Source organism: Streptomyces sp. NPDC029526 (genome assembly GCF_040637405.1).
GTDB lineage: Bacteria > Actinomycetota > Actinomycetes > Streptomycetales > Streptomycetaceae > Streptomyces.
The window spans coordinates 121645-136559 of sequence record NZ_JBEZWE010000005.1 but is presented as its reverse complement, the minus strand read 5'-3'; the positions used below and the strand labels follow the sequence as shown (position 1 = coordinate 136559).

Here is a 14915-nt window from a genome sequence, read left to right as displayed (position 1 = left end):
CGGCCCCCTTGCCCCGGCCGGCCCACGGGTGACCGCCCCGACTGCACGACGACAGCTCGCCCGGCTCGTTCCACCCGTGCCGCAAGCGCCCCGGCGGCGTCACGGTCGAGCCCTGCATGCGGCCCGGCGGCGTCACCGTCGAGCCCCGCACCGACCCGGTCGTCGTCCGTGAGCTGCGGCGCCGCGGCCACCATGTGACCGTCTCGGACGCCTGGTGGGAGGGCCGGCTGTGCGCGGTCGCCCGCGACCCGGCCACCGGGGTGCTCTCCGCCGCCGCGCAGCCGCGCGGCACGCAGGGTCACGCCGTGGGCCGCTGAGCCCATACCTGCGCGGTCCGGCAGCCCATTTTTCTCCGGGCCGTCGCCGCTAGCACACCGGTCCGCTGGGGTTTGTCAAGCGGGCATGGTCTCATGGAGTAATGATCGAGGACAACGAAACCATCGAGGAGTTTCTCGCCCGGCACGCCGACGACGTCGAGGAATCCGTCCGGAAGGCCGCCGCGCAGGAAATCATGCCGCGCTGGCGCCGGCTCACCGAACACGAGGTGGACCGCAAGAGCGGCCCCCACGACCTCGTCACCGACGCCGACCGCCAGGCCGAGCTGTACCTGACGGACGCCCTGCGCGCCCTGCTGCCCGGCTCCGCCGTCGTCGGCGAGGAGGCGGTGCACGACAACCCCGGCATCTACGGCGCACTGCGCGAGGACGCGCCGGTCTGGATCGTCGACCCCGTCGACGGCACCCGCCAGTTCGTGCACGGCGACACCGGGTTCTGCACCCTGGTCGCCCTCGCCCACCGCGGCGTCGTGCACGCCTCCTGGACCTACGCCCCCGCCCGCGACCAGATCGCCACCGCCGTCCGCGGCCAGGGCGCCTTCCTGGACGGCGAGCGCCTCCACGCCGGCTCCCCGGAGCCCGGCCGTGACCTGCGGGTGGCCACCTCCCACCCGGACTTCACCACCGACGAGCAGAAGCGCGCCCTGCTCGGCCTGAACACCGAGGGCGTCGCACCCCGCTCCTGCGGTTCCGCCGGACTGGAGTACCTGGACATCGCGCGCGGCGCCTGCGACGCCACCGCGTTCTGCTGGGAGGCCGCCTGGGACCACGCCGCGGGCCTGCTCCTGGTCGAGGAGGCGGGCGGCGCCCACCTGACCCGCGCCGGCGTGCCCTTCCGCATCACCGGTGACAACGTGCTCCCCTTCACCACGGCCCGCGACGAGGCCACCGCCCGCCGGATCGTGGACCTGCTGTCGGCCGGCGCCTGACCCGCACGGACGCCCCGCCCCGCCCCAACTGCCCACCGCCCGCGGCGGGTGGGGCGGGGCGGCCCCGCCTATGCTGATCCCCCTGGCCGTCGGCTGACGAAGGAGTCCGAAGGTGCCGTCGATGCTCGATGCGGTCGTCGTGGGTGCGGGACCGAACGGCCTGACCGCCGCCGTGGAGCTGGCCCGGCGCGGCTTCTCCGTCGCCCTGTTCGAGGCGAAGGAGACCGTGGGCGGCGGCGCCCGCACCGAGGAACTGACCCTCCCCGGCTTCCGCCACGACCCCTGCTCCGCCGCGCACCCCCTCGGCATCAACTCGCCCGCCTTCCGGGCCCTGCCGCTCGAGCGCTACGGGCTCGAGTGGCTGCACGCCGACCTGCCCATGGCCCACCCCTTCCCGGACGGCACGGCGGCCGTGCTGTCCCGGTCGGTTGCCGAGACCGCCGCCTCCTTCGGCCCCCGCGACGCGGGCACCTACCGCCGCCTGGTGTCCCCCTTCCTGCCCCGGTGGGACACCCTCGTCCGCGACTTCATGTCCCTGCCGGCCACCGCACTGCCCCGCGACCCCGTCACCCTCGCCCGCTTCGGCCTGGCCGGCCTCCCCCCGTACAGCTGGCTGATGCGCCGCTTCCGCGACGAGCCGGCCCGCACCCTGCTCGCCGGTCTCGTCGCCCACGTGATGGCCCCGCTGGGCGGCTTCGCCACCAGCGCCGTCGGTCTCGTCTTCGCCCTCGCCGCACACGCCCGCGGCTGGCCCGTCGCCCGCGGCGGCTCCCAGTCCCTCTCCGACGCCCTCGCGGCGTACCTCAAGGACCTCGGCGGTCTGATCCACACCGACTACGAGGTCAAACGCCTCGACGACCTGCCACCGGCCCGCGCCTACGTCTTCGACACCTCGCCCACCGCGCTGGCCCGCATCGCCGGCCTCGGCACCGCCTACGCCGGCTACCGCTACGGACCCGGCGTCTTCAAGATCGACTACGCGCTGGACGGTCCCGTCCCGTGGACCGCCCCGCAGGCCCGCGCCGCCGGGACCGTGCAGATCGGCGCCGACAGCACCGAGATCGGCACCGCCCTGCGCTCCGCCGCCCGCCAGGACCGCGCTCCCGACGCGCCGTTCCTCATCACCGTCCAGCCCGGCGTCGCCGACCCCACCCGCGCCCCCGAGGGCAAGCACGTCTTCTGGGCCTACGGCCACGTCCCCAACGGCTGGACCGGCGACCTCACCGACGCCATCGAGCGCCAGCTGGAGCGCTACGCCCCCGGGTTCCGCGACCTCGTCCTCGCCCGCGCCACCGCCGGACCCCCCGAACTCGCCGCCCGCAACGCCAACTACGTCGGCGGCGACATCGGCACCGGCGCGGCCTCCGGACTCCGGCTGCTGCTGCGCCCCAAGCCCACCCTCTTCCCGTACGCGACCCGGCACCCCGCCGTGTTCCTGTGCTCGTCGGCCACCCCGCCCGGCCCGGGAGTGCACGGCATGTCGGGCCACAACGCGGCGAAGGCGGTATGGAGGAGGCTGCGCCAGACATGAGCACCACCCTCACCCTCGTCCAGGGCGACATCACCCGCCTGCGGGTCGACGCCCTCGTCAACGCCGCCAACTCCTCACTGCTCGGCGGCGGGGGAGTGGACGGCGCGATCCACCGCAGGGGCGGCCCCGAGATCCTCGCCGCATGCCGTGCCCTGCGCGCCTCCCGGTACGGCGAGGGCCTGCCCACCGGCCACGCGGTCGCCACCACCGCGGGCCGCCTGGACGCCCGTTGGGTGATCCACACCGTCGGCCCGGTGTTCAGCGCGGACGAGGACCGCTCGCACCTGCTGGCCTCCTGCCACCGGGAGGCGCTCCGCGTCGCCGACGAACTCGGCGCCCGCTCGGTGGCGTTCCCCGCGATCTCCACCGGCGTCTACGGCTGGCCGCTCGACGACGCCGCCCGCATCGCGGTGGACACCGTACGGGCCACGAGCACCGAGGTGGAGGAGATCATCTTCGTCCTCTTCGACGAGCGCGCCCACGAGGCGTTCGCGGCACGGGTGGGCTGAGCCCCGCCCGCCCGGAATGAACCGTCCGGCGGGCGGGTTGAAGCCGGACAACGACGAACTCCGAGGAGCGCGCATGTCCGACGAACCCGCCGTCCGCGAACTCCGGTTGGTGGTCACCGCGGCCGACTACGACGCGGCCCTGCACTTCTACCGCGACGTCCTCGGCCTCACCGAGCGCGAAGCGTTCAGCTCGCCCGACGGCCGGGTCACCATCCTCGACGCGGGCCGGGCCACCCTGGAGCTGGCCGACCCCCGGCAGGCCGACTTCATCGACGAGGTCGAGGTCGGCCGACGGGTGGCCGGGCACCTGCGGGTCGCCTTCCAGGTGGACGACTCCACCGCCACCACGGCCCGGCTGGCCGCCGCCGGCGCCGAGGTCGTCGCCGAGCCGACCCGCACCCCCTGGAACTCCCTCAACTCCCGCCTGGAGGCCCCGGGCGGCCTCCAGCTGACCCTCTTCACGGAGCTGGACGGGACCGGGGAGGGGGACGTCGACGGGACGGCGGAACGGGACGTGGACGAGAGCGAGAAGCGTGACGTCGACGGGAGGGAAGAACGGGAAGGGGACGCCTAGGCTCGGCACGGGCACCGGACGGGGACCGTCCCCCGCGACGCCTCGGCGTCAACACGCCTCCGTGTTCCGCCCGGCCCCGCAGGTCCCCAGGCTGCACCACCGGCGCCGCCCGTCCGCGTCGAGGAACAGCCAGCCGCAGTCCGGGCTCGGGCAGGTGCGGACGGTGAACCGGCGGGGATCGGCGAGCAGGTCGCCCGCGGTGAGGGCGACGGCGCGCAGGGGCAGTCGCAGACCGGACGACGGGGACGGCTGCCGGCGCCCCAGACCGTCCTCGCCCCGGACGAACACGGACGACCGGGTGGCCCGCTGCACCTCCTCGGCGACCGCACGGAAGGCGCCGCCGTCCCGCGCGTCCCGCAGGCAGGCGCGGAGAGCGTCGCGGAAGCGCCGGGCCTCGTCGAGCGCGGCGGCGGCCTCCTCCGGCCGCCGGTCCGCCTGCTCGCGCACCACGGCCACCTGCCGGGCGTCGATCAGGCCCAGGTGCCCGGCCCACACGGCGAGTGTGGCGTAGTCGAGCAGCCACTCCGACCCGGGCAGCGGGTCCCCGCCCCAGCCGGCGTAGGTGTTGCAGAACTCCAGCGCCGGGTGTCCGCCCGTGCTCCACGGCAGCCACCGGTCGTCGACGCGCACCGCGTAGACGGGCCCCGGCGGCCGGTCCAGCCGGGGGTCGCCGCGCAGCATGCGCTCGTGCAGGGTGCGCAGGCCGGGGTTGGGGTCGACACCGAGTTCCGCCGCCAGCAGGCGCCGGGTGCGGTCGTACAGCTGGAGCGCCTCGGCCTGGCGGCCCGCGCGGTACAGCGCGGTCATGCCGGCGGTCACCAGGGATTCGCGGGTGGGGTGCTCCGCGATCACGGGGAGGAGGTCCACGACGACACGGTCGTGCAGCCCCATCCCGAGGTGGTCCCGTGCCCGCTGCTCCTCGGCGGACAACCGCAGTTCGGTGAGCCGCACCCCGAGGCCGTCGCGCAGCCGGTCGTCCGCGACATCGGCGAGCAGCGGGCCCTTCCACAGGGCCAGGGCCTCGTCGTAGTGACGGAGCCGCTCCACCGGATCGGTGGCCCCGGCCGCCTTTCCCACGAGCACGGTGAAGTCCTGCGCGTCGGTCGAGCAGGACCCCGGCTCCACGACGTACCCGTCGTGCCGGGTGCCGACCGTGACCCCGTACGGGGCGAGGGCGGCCCGCAGCCTGCCCACGTAGGTGTGGACGGTGGCACGGGCCGATGCCGGCGGTGCGGCGTCCCAGAGCAGGGCGATCAGGCGTTCGGTCGTGACGACGCGCCCCGCGTGCAGCAACAGCACTGCCAGCAGGCACCGTTCCTGCCGGCGGTTGCCCAGCGCCACCGGCTGTCCGTCGTGGCGGGCGGCGAACGGGCCGAGCAGCTGGAACTCCATGGTGGGCCCGGAGCCTAGCAGCGCGGTGCGCCGCCGGGCAGGATGGTCAGCTCCTGGTCAGGGCCCGGGGGAAGACTGCGACGCGCCACCCCCTCAGAGCCCCGACACAAGGGAGAACCCCGTGCGACGAGCCGCTCTCGCCCCACTGGCGCTGACCGCCGTACTCCTCGGCGCGGCACCGGCGAACGCCGGGACGGACCCGGGCTGGGAACCGGCCCCGTCCGCCCCCTGGGACGTCGCCGCCGGTGCGCGCTGCGACTTCCCCGTCCACGGCGAGCCGGTGGTCGACGAAGTGGTGCAGCGGGTGCTGAGCACCCACCCCGACGGCTCCCCGAAGCGGGTCGCGTACCGGGGAGATCTGGTCGTCCGGGTCACCAACACCGACACCGGCGCCCACCACGACGCCGACGTGAGCGGCTCCGCCCTGGTCGAGTACCGGCGCGACGGCTCGCAGTTCTGGGCCGTGCGGGGTCCGGTCCTGGTCGGTGTGGGCGAGGGCAGCCTGCCGCGCGGGCTGTACGTCGTCGACGGGGTCTACACCTTGGAGATCAGCGCCACCGGCCGCAAGGACGTCCGTCTCCTCCACGGGACCACCGACGACCTCTGCGCGCGCATCGACTGACGGCGGCCGGGCCCACCCGCCCGTGCCCCCCGGGGCCGGGCGGGACGCTCGGGCGGTGACGCGGGCCCGTGGATGCCGACGTGCGGGTGCCGGCGCGTGGGTGCCGGCGGCCGGACGCGGACGAGTGGTGGCCAGCATGTGGTGGGGGCGTCTGGCGGGGACCAGTGGGCACCGACACCGGTGAGACGGTCCGGCAGGCGATCCGCCCCGGCGCAGGACCGCCGACGTCCATGTCGGATTTCCGCCGGAACCGGGCCGCCCCATGCCGGATCCTTGAGGCATGCGGAAGGCCATGCACACCGACACCGAGCGCTGCGTGCGCGCCGTGCGGTCCAAGGACGCGCGGTTCGACGGCTGGTTCTACACCGCCGTCGTGACCACCGGCATCTACTGCCGGCCCAGCTGCCCGGTGGTGCCGCCGAAGGCCGGGAACATGGTCTTCCACCCCAGCGCGGCGGCCTGCCAGCAGGCAGGCTTCCGCGCCTGCAAGCGCTGCCGCCCCGACACCAGCCCCGGCTCCCCGGAGTGGAACCACCGGGCCGACGCGGTCGCCCGCGCGATGCGGCTGATCGCCGACGGGGTGGTGGACCGCGAAGGCGTGCCCGGGCTCGCCGCCCGGCTGGGCTACAGCACCCGGCAGGTCGAGCGCCAGCTGCTCGCCGAACTCGGCGCGGGCCCCCTGGCGCTCGCCCGGGCCCAGCGCGCCCAGACGGCCCGCCTGCTCATCGAGACCACGGCGCTGCCGATGGCGGAGATCGCCTTCGCCGCCGGGTTCTCGTCCGTGCGCACCTTCAACGACACGGTGCGCGAGGTCTTCGCGCTCCCGCCGAGCGGTCTGCGCGCCCGGGCGCCCCGAGAGGACGCCCGCCACACCGCCGGCGCGCTGTCGCTGCGGTTGCCGTTCCGGGCCCCGCTCCACCCCGACAACCTCTTCGGCCACCTCGCGGCGACCGCCGTACCGGGCGTGGAGGAATGGAGGGACGGCGCCTATCGCCGCACCCTGCGCCTGCCGTACGGGCACGGCATCGTCGCCCTCGCCCCGCGCCCCGGCCACATCGCCTGCCGTCTCACCCTCAGCGACCTGCGCGACCTGCCCGTCGCCATCAGCCGCTGCCGCCGCCTGCTCGACCTGGACGCCGACCCCGTCGCCGTGGACGGTCACCTGCGCACGGACCCCGTCCTGGCACCCCTCGTCGACATGGCCCCCGGCCGCCGGGTGCCGCGCACGGTCGACGCGGCGGAGTTCGCGATCCGCGCCGTCCTCGGCCAGCAGGTCTCCACGGCCGCCGCCCGCACCCACGCCGCCCGCCTGGTCACCGCCCACGGCGATCCGGTCCACGACCCCGAGGGCGGCCTCACCCACCTCTTCCCGACACCGGACGCCCTGGCCGCGCTCGACCCCGGCACCCTGGCCCTGCCCCGCGCCCGCCGCACCACCCTGACCACCCTGGTCGGCGCCCTCGCGGACGGGGACCTCCCCCTGGGCGTGGACAGCGACTGGTCCGAGACCCGCGCCCGGCTCCTCGCCCTGCCCGGCTTCGGCCCGTGGACCGCCGACGTCATCGCCATGCGCGCCCTCGGCGACCCCGACGCCTTCCTGCCCACCGACCTCGGCATCCGCCGCGCCGCCCGCGACCTGGGCCTGCCCTCCACACCGGCCGCCCTCACCGCCCGCGCGGCGGCCTGGCGGCCCTGGCGGGCCTACGCGGTCCAGTACCTGTGGGCGACGGACAGCCACCCGATCAACGTCCTCCCGGCATGAGCCCGCATGAGCCGGACGAGTCACATGAGCCGACGAGCCGGACGAGCCGCATGAGCCCGGCATGAGCACTGGAGAAGAGAAGCCCATGAAGCAGCACACCGTGATCGACAGCCCCTACGGCCCGCTGACCCTCGTCGCCGACCACGACGGCGTCCTGTGCGGCCTCTACATGACCGAGCAGCGCCACCGCCCGGCCGAGGAGACCTTCGGCGACCGCGACGACGCCCCCTTCGCCGAGGCGCGGGAGCAGCTGGCGGCGTACTTCGCGGGCGAGCTGAAGGAGTTCACCCTTCCGCTGCGCCCGCACGGCACCCCGTTCCAGCGCCGCGTCTGGGACGAGCTGCGGCGCATCCCCTACGGCGAGACCCGTTCCTACGGCCGGCTCGCCGAAGCCCTCGGCAGCCCCAAGGCGTCCCGCGCCGTCGGCCTCGCCAACGGCCGCAACCCCATCGGCATCGTCATCCCCTGCCACCGCGTCATCGGCGCCTCCGGCAGCCTCACCGGCTACGGCGGCGGCCTGGAGCGCAAGCAGCGCCTGCTGGACTTCGAACGGGGCGCGGGCCTGTTCTGACCGGCGGGGCCGCTGCCGCCGGTGTCAGCGGGGCTCGTCCTCGCCGCCGATCCGGCGCAGCAGCGCCGGCAGCGCCGTGCCGATGGGCTCGCGGACGACCTCGTCGGCGATCTCGTCGTACGGGGTGGGTTCCGCGTTGACGATGACCAGCCGGGCCCCGTGGTCGGCCGCGACGCCGGCGAGACCGGCGGCGGGCTGGACCTGGAGGCTCGTGCCGACGGCGAGGAACACCGAGCAGGCCTTGGCGATCGCCAGAGCGTCGGACAGTACGGCGGGGTCGAGCGGCTCGCCGAACATCACGGTCGCGGACTTGAGGATCCCGCCGCACACCTCGCACGGCGGATCGGGCTCGCCGGCCTCGACCCGCGCCAGCGCGTCGGCCATCGAGCCCCGTACGGAGCAGTCGGTGCACACCACCTCGCGGACCGTGCCGTGCAGCTCCAGGACCTTGCGGGCGGGCGTCCCGGCGAGCTGGTGCAGACCGTCCACGTTCTGCGTGATCACCCGCACCGCCGCCGTCCCGGACCGCTCCAGCTCGGCCACGGCACGGTGCGCGGCGTTCGGCTCGGCGGTCAGCGCGCCGTTCTCCCGGCGCAGCTGCCAGGACCGGCGCCGGATGTCCGGGTCGCCCATGTAGTACTCGTACGTCACGAGCTTCTCGGCCTCGGGGTCGCGGCGCCAGACACCGTTCGGCCCGCGGTAGTCCGGGATGCCGGAGTCGGTGCTGATGCCGGCACCGGTGAGGAGGGCGACGAGAGGCTTGCTCATGCGGCCGAGGGTAGGCGGCGGGGCCCCGCTCGGGCCACCGCATATCCGCAGGCCGGCCCGCTCCTCCCGCTCACCGCACGCGGTGGCCGTCCTCCAGCTCCGCGGTGCCCGAGCCCTCGTCCACGACGTCCAGCGCGGCCAGCACCCGGCGGCCCAGCGCGCCCGGCAGGTACGAGGTCAGCTCCGCGCGGGGCACCAGGCGCCAGGACAGCAGCTCCTCCTCCTGCAACCGGATCGCCCCCAGCTCCTGCTCACCGAGCACCCCGCCGTCGTACAGGTACGCCACCAGCGGCGGCCGCCCCGCACCCCGCACATAGTCCACCGCCAGCAGCCGCCCCAGCTCCCGGTCCAGCCCGATCTCCTCGGCCGTCTCCCGCCGCGCGCCCTCGCGGGGCGTCTCCCCTTCGTCGGACTCGATGGTGCCGCCGGGCAGCGCCCAGCCCTCCCGGTAGTTCGGCTCCACGAGCAGCACCCGCCCCGCCCCGTCCCGGAAGAGCGCACCGGCTCCGGCGAGCACACGGGGGAGGGAGGCGATGTAGGAGGCGAAGTCCTGGACGTCCTGCGTGGTGGTCATGCGGGGAAGGGTAACCAGCCGGCCGACCCGCATTCCGCACAACCGGAAGCCCCGGTCCCGGCGCACGGCAGCACACGCCGGTCCCATGACCGGCACATGGCGGCGCACGCGCCGGGAGCACGGGACGCGACCTGTCAGGCCCCGGCCGGCGGCACCACCCGGATCCCGAAACCGTAGGAGCCGATGGCCTCGGCGATGCCCATGAACAGCAGCGCGTAGTGCTCCTGTCCCCGCGCGGTGGAGATGCCCCCCAGGTCGAGCACGGAGTCCTTCGGCCAGCCGAGGTCGGCCAGGAGCCCCAGGACCGTGTGCTTGGCGTCCGCGTCCTCACCGGAGAGGAAGACGGTGCTCGGACCCTCCAGAGAGCCCGGCTCCACCATCAGTTCCCGGTCGACGGTGACGAGCGTCTTGACCACGCGCGTCCCGGGGAACGTCCGCTGGATCTCCTCGCCGAGGCTCTCCCGGGGATGCGACAGTCCGCCCTCCTCGTCGAAGCCGACCCCCACGTCGAGCAGCACCTTCCCCTCCAGAGCGGCCGTGCCGACCGCGGCGAGCGCGGAGACCGAGACGGTGCCCGGCGTCGCGTTCACCACCACGTCCGCGTCCGCGACAGCGGCTTCCGGGTCCGTGACCTCCACCCCCGCGGCCAGTGCGGCGGACAGCTCCGTCCGCGAGGGCGCCTCGCCCGGCCGCCGTGAGCCGAGCACGACCGCGTGTCCCGAGCGCGCCCAGGCCGTGGCCAGGGTCCGGCCCACCGTTCCCGTACCGAGAATCGTGATCTTCATGGCACCGACAGTAGGGCGCGACACATAGCCGGTGCCTCCGGCGGGAGGCAGGGTCGTTCTCCCCCGTCCGTCCTAGGACCGGCGTCGGAACGGCGCGTCAGACCTCCGTCCGCGCCAGCCGCAGCGTCCGTTCCGCCAGTTCGCTGATCCGCACCCCGTCGAACCCGAAGACGGCGCTGCGCACCGTGTCCTGGAGCGGATCCTTCCACTGGTCCGGGACGGCCGCCGCGCCGCACAGGACGCCGGCCACCGAGCCCGCCGTCGCGCCGTTGGAGTCGGTGTCGAGGCCGCCGCGGACGGTGAGGGCGAGGGTGCGGGTGAAGTCGCCGTCCCCGTACAGCAGGCCGGTGGTGAGGACGGCCGCGTTCGGCACCGTGTGGATCCAGCCCAGGCCGGCCGTCTCCCGTTCCAGCGTGGCGAGGGTGTCCTCCCAGGCCAGGCCCGTCTCGTGCAGGGAGGCCGCGCGGCGCACCGTGCGGGCCAGGCGGCTGCTCGCCGGGATCACGGTCAGCGACGCCTCCAGCGCCTCGCGCACCGTCTCCGCCGTGAACGCCGCCGCGATCAGCGCCGCCGCCCACATCGCGCCGTACACCCCGTTGCCGGTGTGCGACAGCACCGCGTCGCGGCGGGCCAGTGCGGCGGCGCGACGGGGGGCGCCGGGGGAGGTCCAGCCGTGGATGTCGGCGCGGATGAGGGCGCCGATCCACTCCTGGTACGGGTTGTCGTACGTGGCCGTCAGCGGCGGCTTCAGCCCGTTCGCCAGGTTCCGGTACGCCGCCCGCTCCGCCGTGAACGTCTGGAGGTACGGCAGCCGCAGCAGCCACAGGTCGCCGACCTGCTCCGTGGTGAAGGCGAAGCCGTGCGTCTCCAGCAGGTGCAGGCCGAGGATCGCGTAGTCGACGTCGTCGTCCCGGCAGCTGCCCTGCACCCGGCCGCGCACGCAGGCCCGCCACTCGGGCCGCAGCAGGGCGGCCTCGCTCTCGCCGGGCGGCTCGGGCAGGTAGTCGGTGAGCGGCAGCGCGCCCGCCGAGCGCAGGTACCGGTCGATGCGGTCCCGCGTCCACACCTCGCCCTGCTCGACCGGTTTGCCGAGCATATTGCCGGCGATCCGGCCCAGCCAGCCCCCGAGAACGCGATCGGCCAGCCCCGAGTCCGTGTCCACGTCCGTACCCACTGCGGTCATGGGTCCGGTCTACCCGAATCCCGCTCCGCCCGCCCCCGTCACCACGCGGGTCGCGGCCGTTCCACCGGCTGGGCAGCGCATGACGGGGGACACACCCGCCGGTTAAGGTCGCAACGGCGCGACTGGTCCCGGACGGATGTGCGGGACCCGGACAGCGAGGGGATGCAAGTGGCGGACACTGCAGTGGGCAGCACCCGGTCGGCACGGTCGATCCGACGGGTGCTCGTCGCCGCGGACAAGTTCAAGGGCTCGCTGACGGCCGTGGAGGTCGCCGACCGTGTGACGGCCGGGCTGCGCAGCATCGCGCCGGGACTGGAGGTCGAGGCCCTTCCGGTGGCCGACGGCGGCGACGGCACCGTGGCCGCGGCGGTCGCGGCCGGATTCGACCGGCGCGAGGTACGGGTCCGGGGGCCGCTCGACGAGGCGGTGACCGCGGCGTTCGCGCTGCGCGGCGACACGGCCGTGGTGGAGATGGCCGAAGCCAGCGGACTCCAGCGGCTCCCGCAGGACACCTTCGCGCCGCTCACCGCGTCGACGTACGGCTCCGGCGAACTGCTGCGGGCCGCGCTGGACGCGGGCGCCCGCACGATCGTGTTCGGGGTGGGCGGCAGCGCCACCACCGACGGCGGGGCCGGCATGCTGGCCGCGCTCGGCGCCCGCTTCCTGAAGGCCGACGGCGAGCCGGTGGCACCCGGCGGAGGCGGACTGGCCGAGCTGGCGTCGGCCGACCTGTCCGGCCTCGACCCGCGGCTGGGCGACGTCGAGCTGGTCCTCGCCAGCGACGTCGACAACCCGCTGACCGGCCCGAAGGGCGCTCCCGCGGTCTACGGACCGCAGAAGGGCGCCTCACCGGAGGACGTGGAGCGGCTGGACGCCGCCCTCGGGCACTTCGCGAAGGTCCTGGAGGGTGCGGTCGGCGCCCGCGCCACCGAGTACGCCGCCTCGCCGGGCGCGGGCGCGGCGGGCGGCATCGGCTTCGGCGCGATGCTCCTGGGTGCCCGGTTCCGGCCGGGCATCGAGGTCATGCTGGACGTCCTCGGCTTCGTGTCGGCGCTGGAGCGGGCCGATCTGGTGATCACGGGGGAGGGGTCCCTCGACCAGCAGACCCTGCACGGCAAGGCCCCGGCCGGCGTCGCCGCGGCAGCCCGCGTCGCGGACCGGGAGGTCGTCGCGGTGTGCGGCAGGCTGTCGCTGCCCCCGGAGGAGCTGGGGCGCGCGGGCATCCGCCGGGCGTACGCGCTGACGGACCTGGAGCCGGACGTCACCCGGTGCGTCGCGGAGGCGGGCCCCATCCTGGAACGCACGGCGGCCCGCATCGCCCGCGACTTCCTGACCTGAGTCCGGCCACGGGACGGGGAGGGGCGGGGGACCGGGACGGGGTGCGCCCGACCGGGCGCTGAGCCGGGCCGAGGGACGCGACGCCCGGACCGGCCGTCTCAGGGTCTTCGCCCCCGGAAGGGCGCCCACACCCGGCCTCCGCCGTCCGGGACCCAGGGCATCCAGCCCTCCAGCCCCCCGCCCGCCCGGGGCCCCAGGGCATCCCACCCTTCCGGCCCCGGCCCGCCCTCGGCCCCCGCGGCCTCGGGGGCGGCCCTGCCCACCCCCGACTCGACCGGCAGCACGCCCCGCCCCGGCCCACCCGGAACCGTCGGAGAACCGCCCCGCCCCGCCGCGCGCGGGCAAGCACAGCAAAGGCCCCCCGAACCCAAAGGGTCCGGGGGGCCCACACAGCCATACCGGCCAACCCAGGCCGGCCGCTCCGGCCGAGCGCAGCGCTACGGCATCTGTGCCGCCCGCGCCTCCCGCCGGTTGTCGCGGAAGTTGTTCACCCGGCGTGCCGTGGCGAACAGCGGGATGACCGCGCCCATCACCAGCTGCAGCGCGCACCCCGTCTGCAGCAGCAGCTGGCCGCTCGGCGCGTCGAACGCCCAGGCCGCCAGCAGGCCCATCGACAGGACGATCCACGACAGCATGGCCACGGCGAGGCGGCCCCGCGGCTTCGGGTACTCGACCCGGCTCACCATCAGCCAGGCGGTGCCCAGGATCGCCAGCAGCGTCGCCACGAACGGCAGCTCGAGCAGCACGATCGAGACGACGGTCAGCGCACCGAACGGCGAGGGCATGCCCTGGAAGGTGCCGTCCTTGACCGTGACGCAGGAGAACCTCGCGAGCCGCAGCACCACCGCCAGCAGCACCACGATCGCCCCGACCGCCGCCACTCTCTGGTGCGCGTCGTCGGCGACCATGCCGTAGACGAGGACGAAGTACGCCGGCGCCAGGCCGAAGCTGATGAGGTCGGAGAGGTTGTCCAGCTCCGCGCCCATCGGCGAGGACCGGAGCTTGCGCGCGACCAGGCCGTCGAAGAGGTCGAAGACCGCCGCGCACAGCATCAGGATGACGGCGGTGGCCGCGCTGTGGCGGGCCATGCCGGTCTCCTGGCTGCCCGTGAGGTGCGGGATCAGGATGCCGGTGGTGGTGAAGTACACCGCCATGAAGCCGCAGGTGGCGTTGCCCAGGGTGAGGGTGTCCGCTATCGACAGGCGGAGCGAGAGCGGCATCTCCTCCTCGTCCTCGTCCTGGTCGGCCTCGGGCACCCACCCGGCCTGTGTGTCGGGATCAATCACGGTCAATGCGAGTCACCCCAGCCACGGTCTTCTGACCGACCTCGACCGCGACCTCCACGCCCTCGGGCAGGTAGAGGTCGACACGCGAGCCGAAGCGGATGAGACCGATCCGGTCGCCCTGCTCGACCTTGGTGCCCTGCGGCACGTAGGGGACGATGCGGCGGGCGACGGCGCCGGCGATCTGGATCATCTCGATGTCACCGAGTTCGGTGTCGAAGTGCCAGACGACGCGCTCGTTGTTCTCGCTCTCCTTGTTGAAGGCGGGAACGAAGCCGCCGGGGACGTGCTCGACCGACGTCACGGTGCCGTCCAGCGGCGCACGGTTGACGTGGACGTTGAGCGGGCTCATGAAGATCGCGACGCGCGTGCGGCCGTCCTTCCACGGCATGATGCTCTGCACCACTCCGTCGGCGGGCGAGATGACCCGGCCGCGGGTGATCTCGCGCTCGGGGTCGCGGAAGAACCACAGCATCCCCGCGGCCAGGGCGGTGGCGGGGACGGCTACGGCCTTCGCGGCACCCGAGCGGCGGGCACGCAGCAGGCTGACGGCCGCCGTGGCCACGGTCGGCAGAAGCCACGGCGAGGCTCCGCGCGCGAGGCGTACGCCGGTGCGGCTGTCGCGGGGTGCAGAGGTTTGGCTGTGGGGCATGGATGACCTTCGTAGCGGATCGTGCCGCGCACTGACGGGGGACGGCGGCTTTCCGGCGATCGTAGCGGCTCCGGGCGACAACTGGGTAAGGCAGGCAACCGAGTCGA

General features: G+C 74.8%; 15 protein-coding genes and 1 pseudogene. 9 read left to right on the top strand and 7 right to left on the bottom strand.

Translation table 11 applies throughout. From position 1 onward, the window contains the following. Positions 1-116 precede the first annotated feature (116 nt). The 5 genes and pseudogenes from AB0F01_RS15240 to AB0F01_RS15220 all read left to right on the top strand — a co-directional run. A pseudogene (locus tag AB0F01_RS15240) lies at positions 117-317 on the top strand (hypothetical protein); the annotation flags it as partial. 101 nt (positions 318-418) lie between these two features. Then, positions 419-1264: an inositol monophosphatase family protein gene (locus tag AB0F01_RS15235; protein ID WP_362094723.1), complete on the top strand. Its 846-nt coding sequence runs from the start codon at positions 419-421 to the stop codon at positions 1262-1264. 121 nt (positions 1265-1385) lie between these two features. After that, on the top strand, positions 1386-2795 hold the full coding sequence (locus AB0F01_RS15230; protein WP_362094720.1) for an NAD(P)/FAD-dependent oxidoreductase: 1410 nt from the start codon (positions 1386-1388) through the stop codon (positions 2793-2795). Then, a complete protein-coding gene (locus AB0F01_RS15225; protein ID WP_362094717.1) occupies positions 2792-3304 on the top strand; it encodes an O-acetyl-ADP-ribose deacetylase in 513 nt (170 codons plus the stop codon). The genes AB0F01_RS15230 and AB0F01_RS15225 overlap by 4 nt, the downstream gene beginning before the upstream one ends. Positions 3305-3377: 73 nt before the next feature. Beyond that, entirely contained in the window at positions 3378-3878 is a 501-nt protein-coding gene (locus tag AB0F01_RS15220) for a VOC family protein (RefSeq protein WP_362094714.1), read from the top strand. Positions 3879-3926: 48 nt separating this feature from the next. On the opposite strand, the gene AB0F01_RS15215 is transcribed toward AB0F01_RS15220, so the two are convergent. Further along, entirely contained in the window at positions 3927-5270 is a 1344-nt protein-coding gene (locus AB0F01_RS15215; protein WP_362094711.1) for a BTAD domain-containing putative transcriptional regulator, read from the bottom strand. 145 nt (positions 5271-5415) lie between these two features. On the opposite strand from AB0F01_RS15215, the gene AB0F01_RS15210 reads away from it, so the two are divergent. The 3 genes from AB0F01_RS15210 to AB0F01_RS15200 all read left to right on the top strand — a co-directional run bounded on the left by AB0F01_RS15210 (position 5416) and on the right by AB0F01_RS15200 (position 8225). Continuing rightward, positions 5416-5892, top strand: coding sequence for a hypothetical protein (locus AB0F01_RS15210; RefSeq protein ID WP_362095248.1), 477 nt, complete (start codon positions 5416-5418; stop codon positions 5890-5892). Between the two features lie 292 nt (positions 5893-6184). Beyond that, on the top strand, positions 6185-7654 hold the full coding sequence (locus tag AB0F01_RS15205; RefSeq protein ID WP_362095246.1) for an AlkA N-terminal domain-containing protein: 1470 nt from the start codon (positions 6185-6187) through the stop codon (positions 7652-7654). Between the two features lie 85 nt (positions 7655-7739). Further along, positions 7740-8225 (top strand): methylated-DNA--[protein]-cysteine S-methyltransferase, encoded by a 486-nt coding sequence (locus AB0F01_RS15200; RefSeq protein ID WP_362095243.1) that lies wholly within the window; start codon positions 7740-7742, stop codon positions 8223-8225. A 24-nt stretch (positions 8226-8249) separates the two neighbouring features. On the opposite strand, the gene AB0F01_RS15195 is transcribed toward AB0F01_RS15200, so the two are convergent. The 4 genes from AB0F01_RS15195 to AB0F01_RS15180 all read right to left on the bottom strand — a co-directional run bounded on the left by AB0F01_RS15195 (position 8250) and on the right by AB0F01_RS15180 (position 11535). Beyond that, the gene (locus tag AB0F01_RS15195; RefSeq protein WP_362094708.1) at positions 8250-8993 is read right to left on the bottom strand and encodes a Sir2 family NAD-dependent protein deacetylase; all 744 of its coding nucleotides are present in this window, start codon (positions 8991-8993) and stop codon (positions 8250-8252) included. A 70-nt stretch (positions 8994-9063) separates the two neighbouring features. Then, complete coding sequence (locus AB0F01_RS15190; RefSeq protein ID WP_362094705.1) at positions 9064-9567, bottom strand: NUDIX hydrolase; 504 nt, start codon at positions 9565-9567, stop codon at positions 9064-9066. Between the two features lie 134 nt (positions 9568-9701). Continuing rightward, a complete protein-coding gene (locus AB0F01_RS15185) occupies positions 9702-10352 on the bottom strand; it encodes an NAD(P)-binding domain-containing protein (protein WP_362094702.1) in 651 nt (216 codons plus the stop codon). A 97-nt stretch (positions 10353-10449) separates the two neighbouring features. Next, entirely contained in the window at positions 10450-11535 is a 1086-nt protein-coding gene (locus AB0F01_RS15180; protein ID WP_362094699.1) for an ADP-ribosylglycohydrolase family protein, read from the bottom strand. A 162-nt stretch (positions 11536-11697) separates the two neighbouring features. Between AB0F01_RS15180 and AB0F01_RS15175 the strand changes: the two genes are divergently transcribed. Beyond that, positions 11698-12873 carry a glycerate kinase gene (locus AB0F01_RS15175; protein ID WP_362094696.1) on the top strand — a complete coding sequence of 392 codons (1176 nt, stop codon included), beginning with the start codon at positions 11698-11700 and terminating at the stop codon, positions 12871-12873. Positions 12874-13310: 437 nt separating this feature from the next. Here the strand turns inward: AB0F01_RS15175 and pssA are convergent, their stop codons facing one another. Both pssA and AB0F01_RS15165 read right to left on the bottom strand, forming a co-directional pair. Further along, positions 13311-14129, bottom strand: coding sequence for a CDP-diacylglycerol--serine O-phosphatidyltransferase (gene pssA, locus AB0F01_RS15170; RefSeq protein WP_164337458.1), 819 nt, complete (start codon positions 14127-14129; stop codon positions 13311-13313). Between the two features lie 22 nt (positions 14130-14151). After that, entirely contained in the window at positions 14152-14808 is a 657-nt protein-coding gene (locus AB0F01_RS15165; protein ID WP_362094693.1) for a phosphatidylserine decarboxylase, read from the bottom strand. Positions 14809-14915 lie beyond the last annotated feature (107 nt).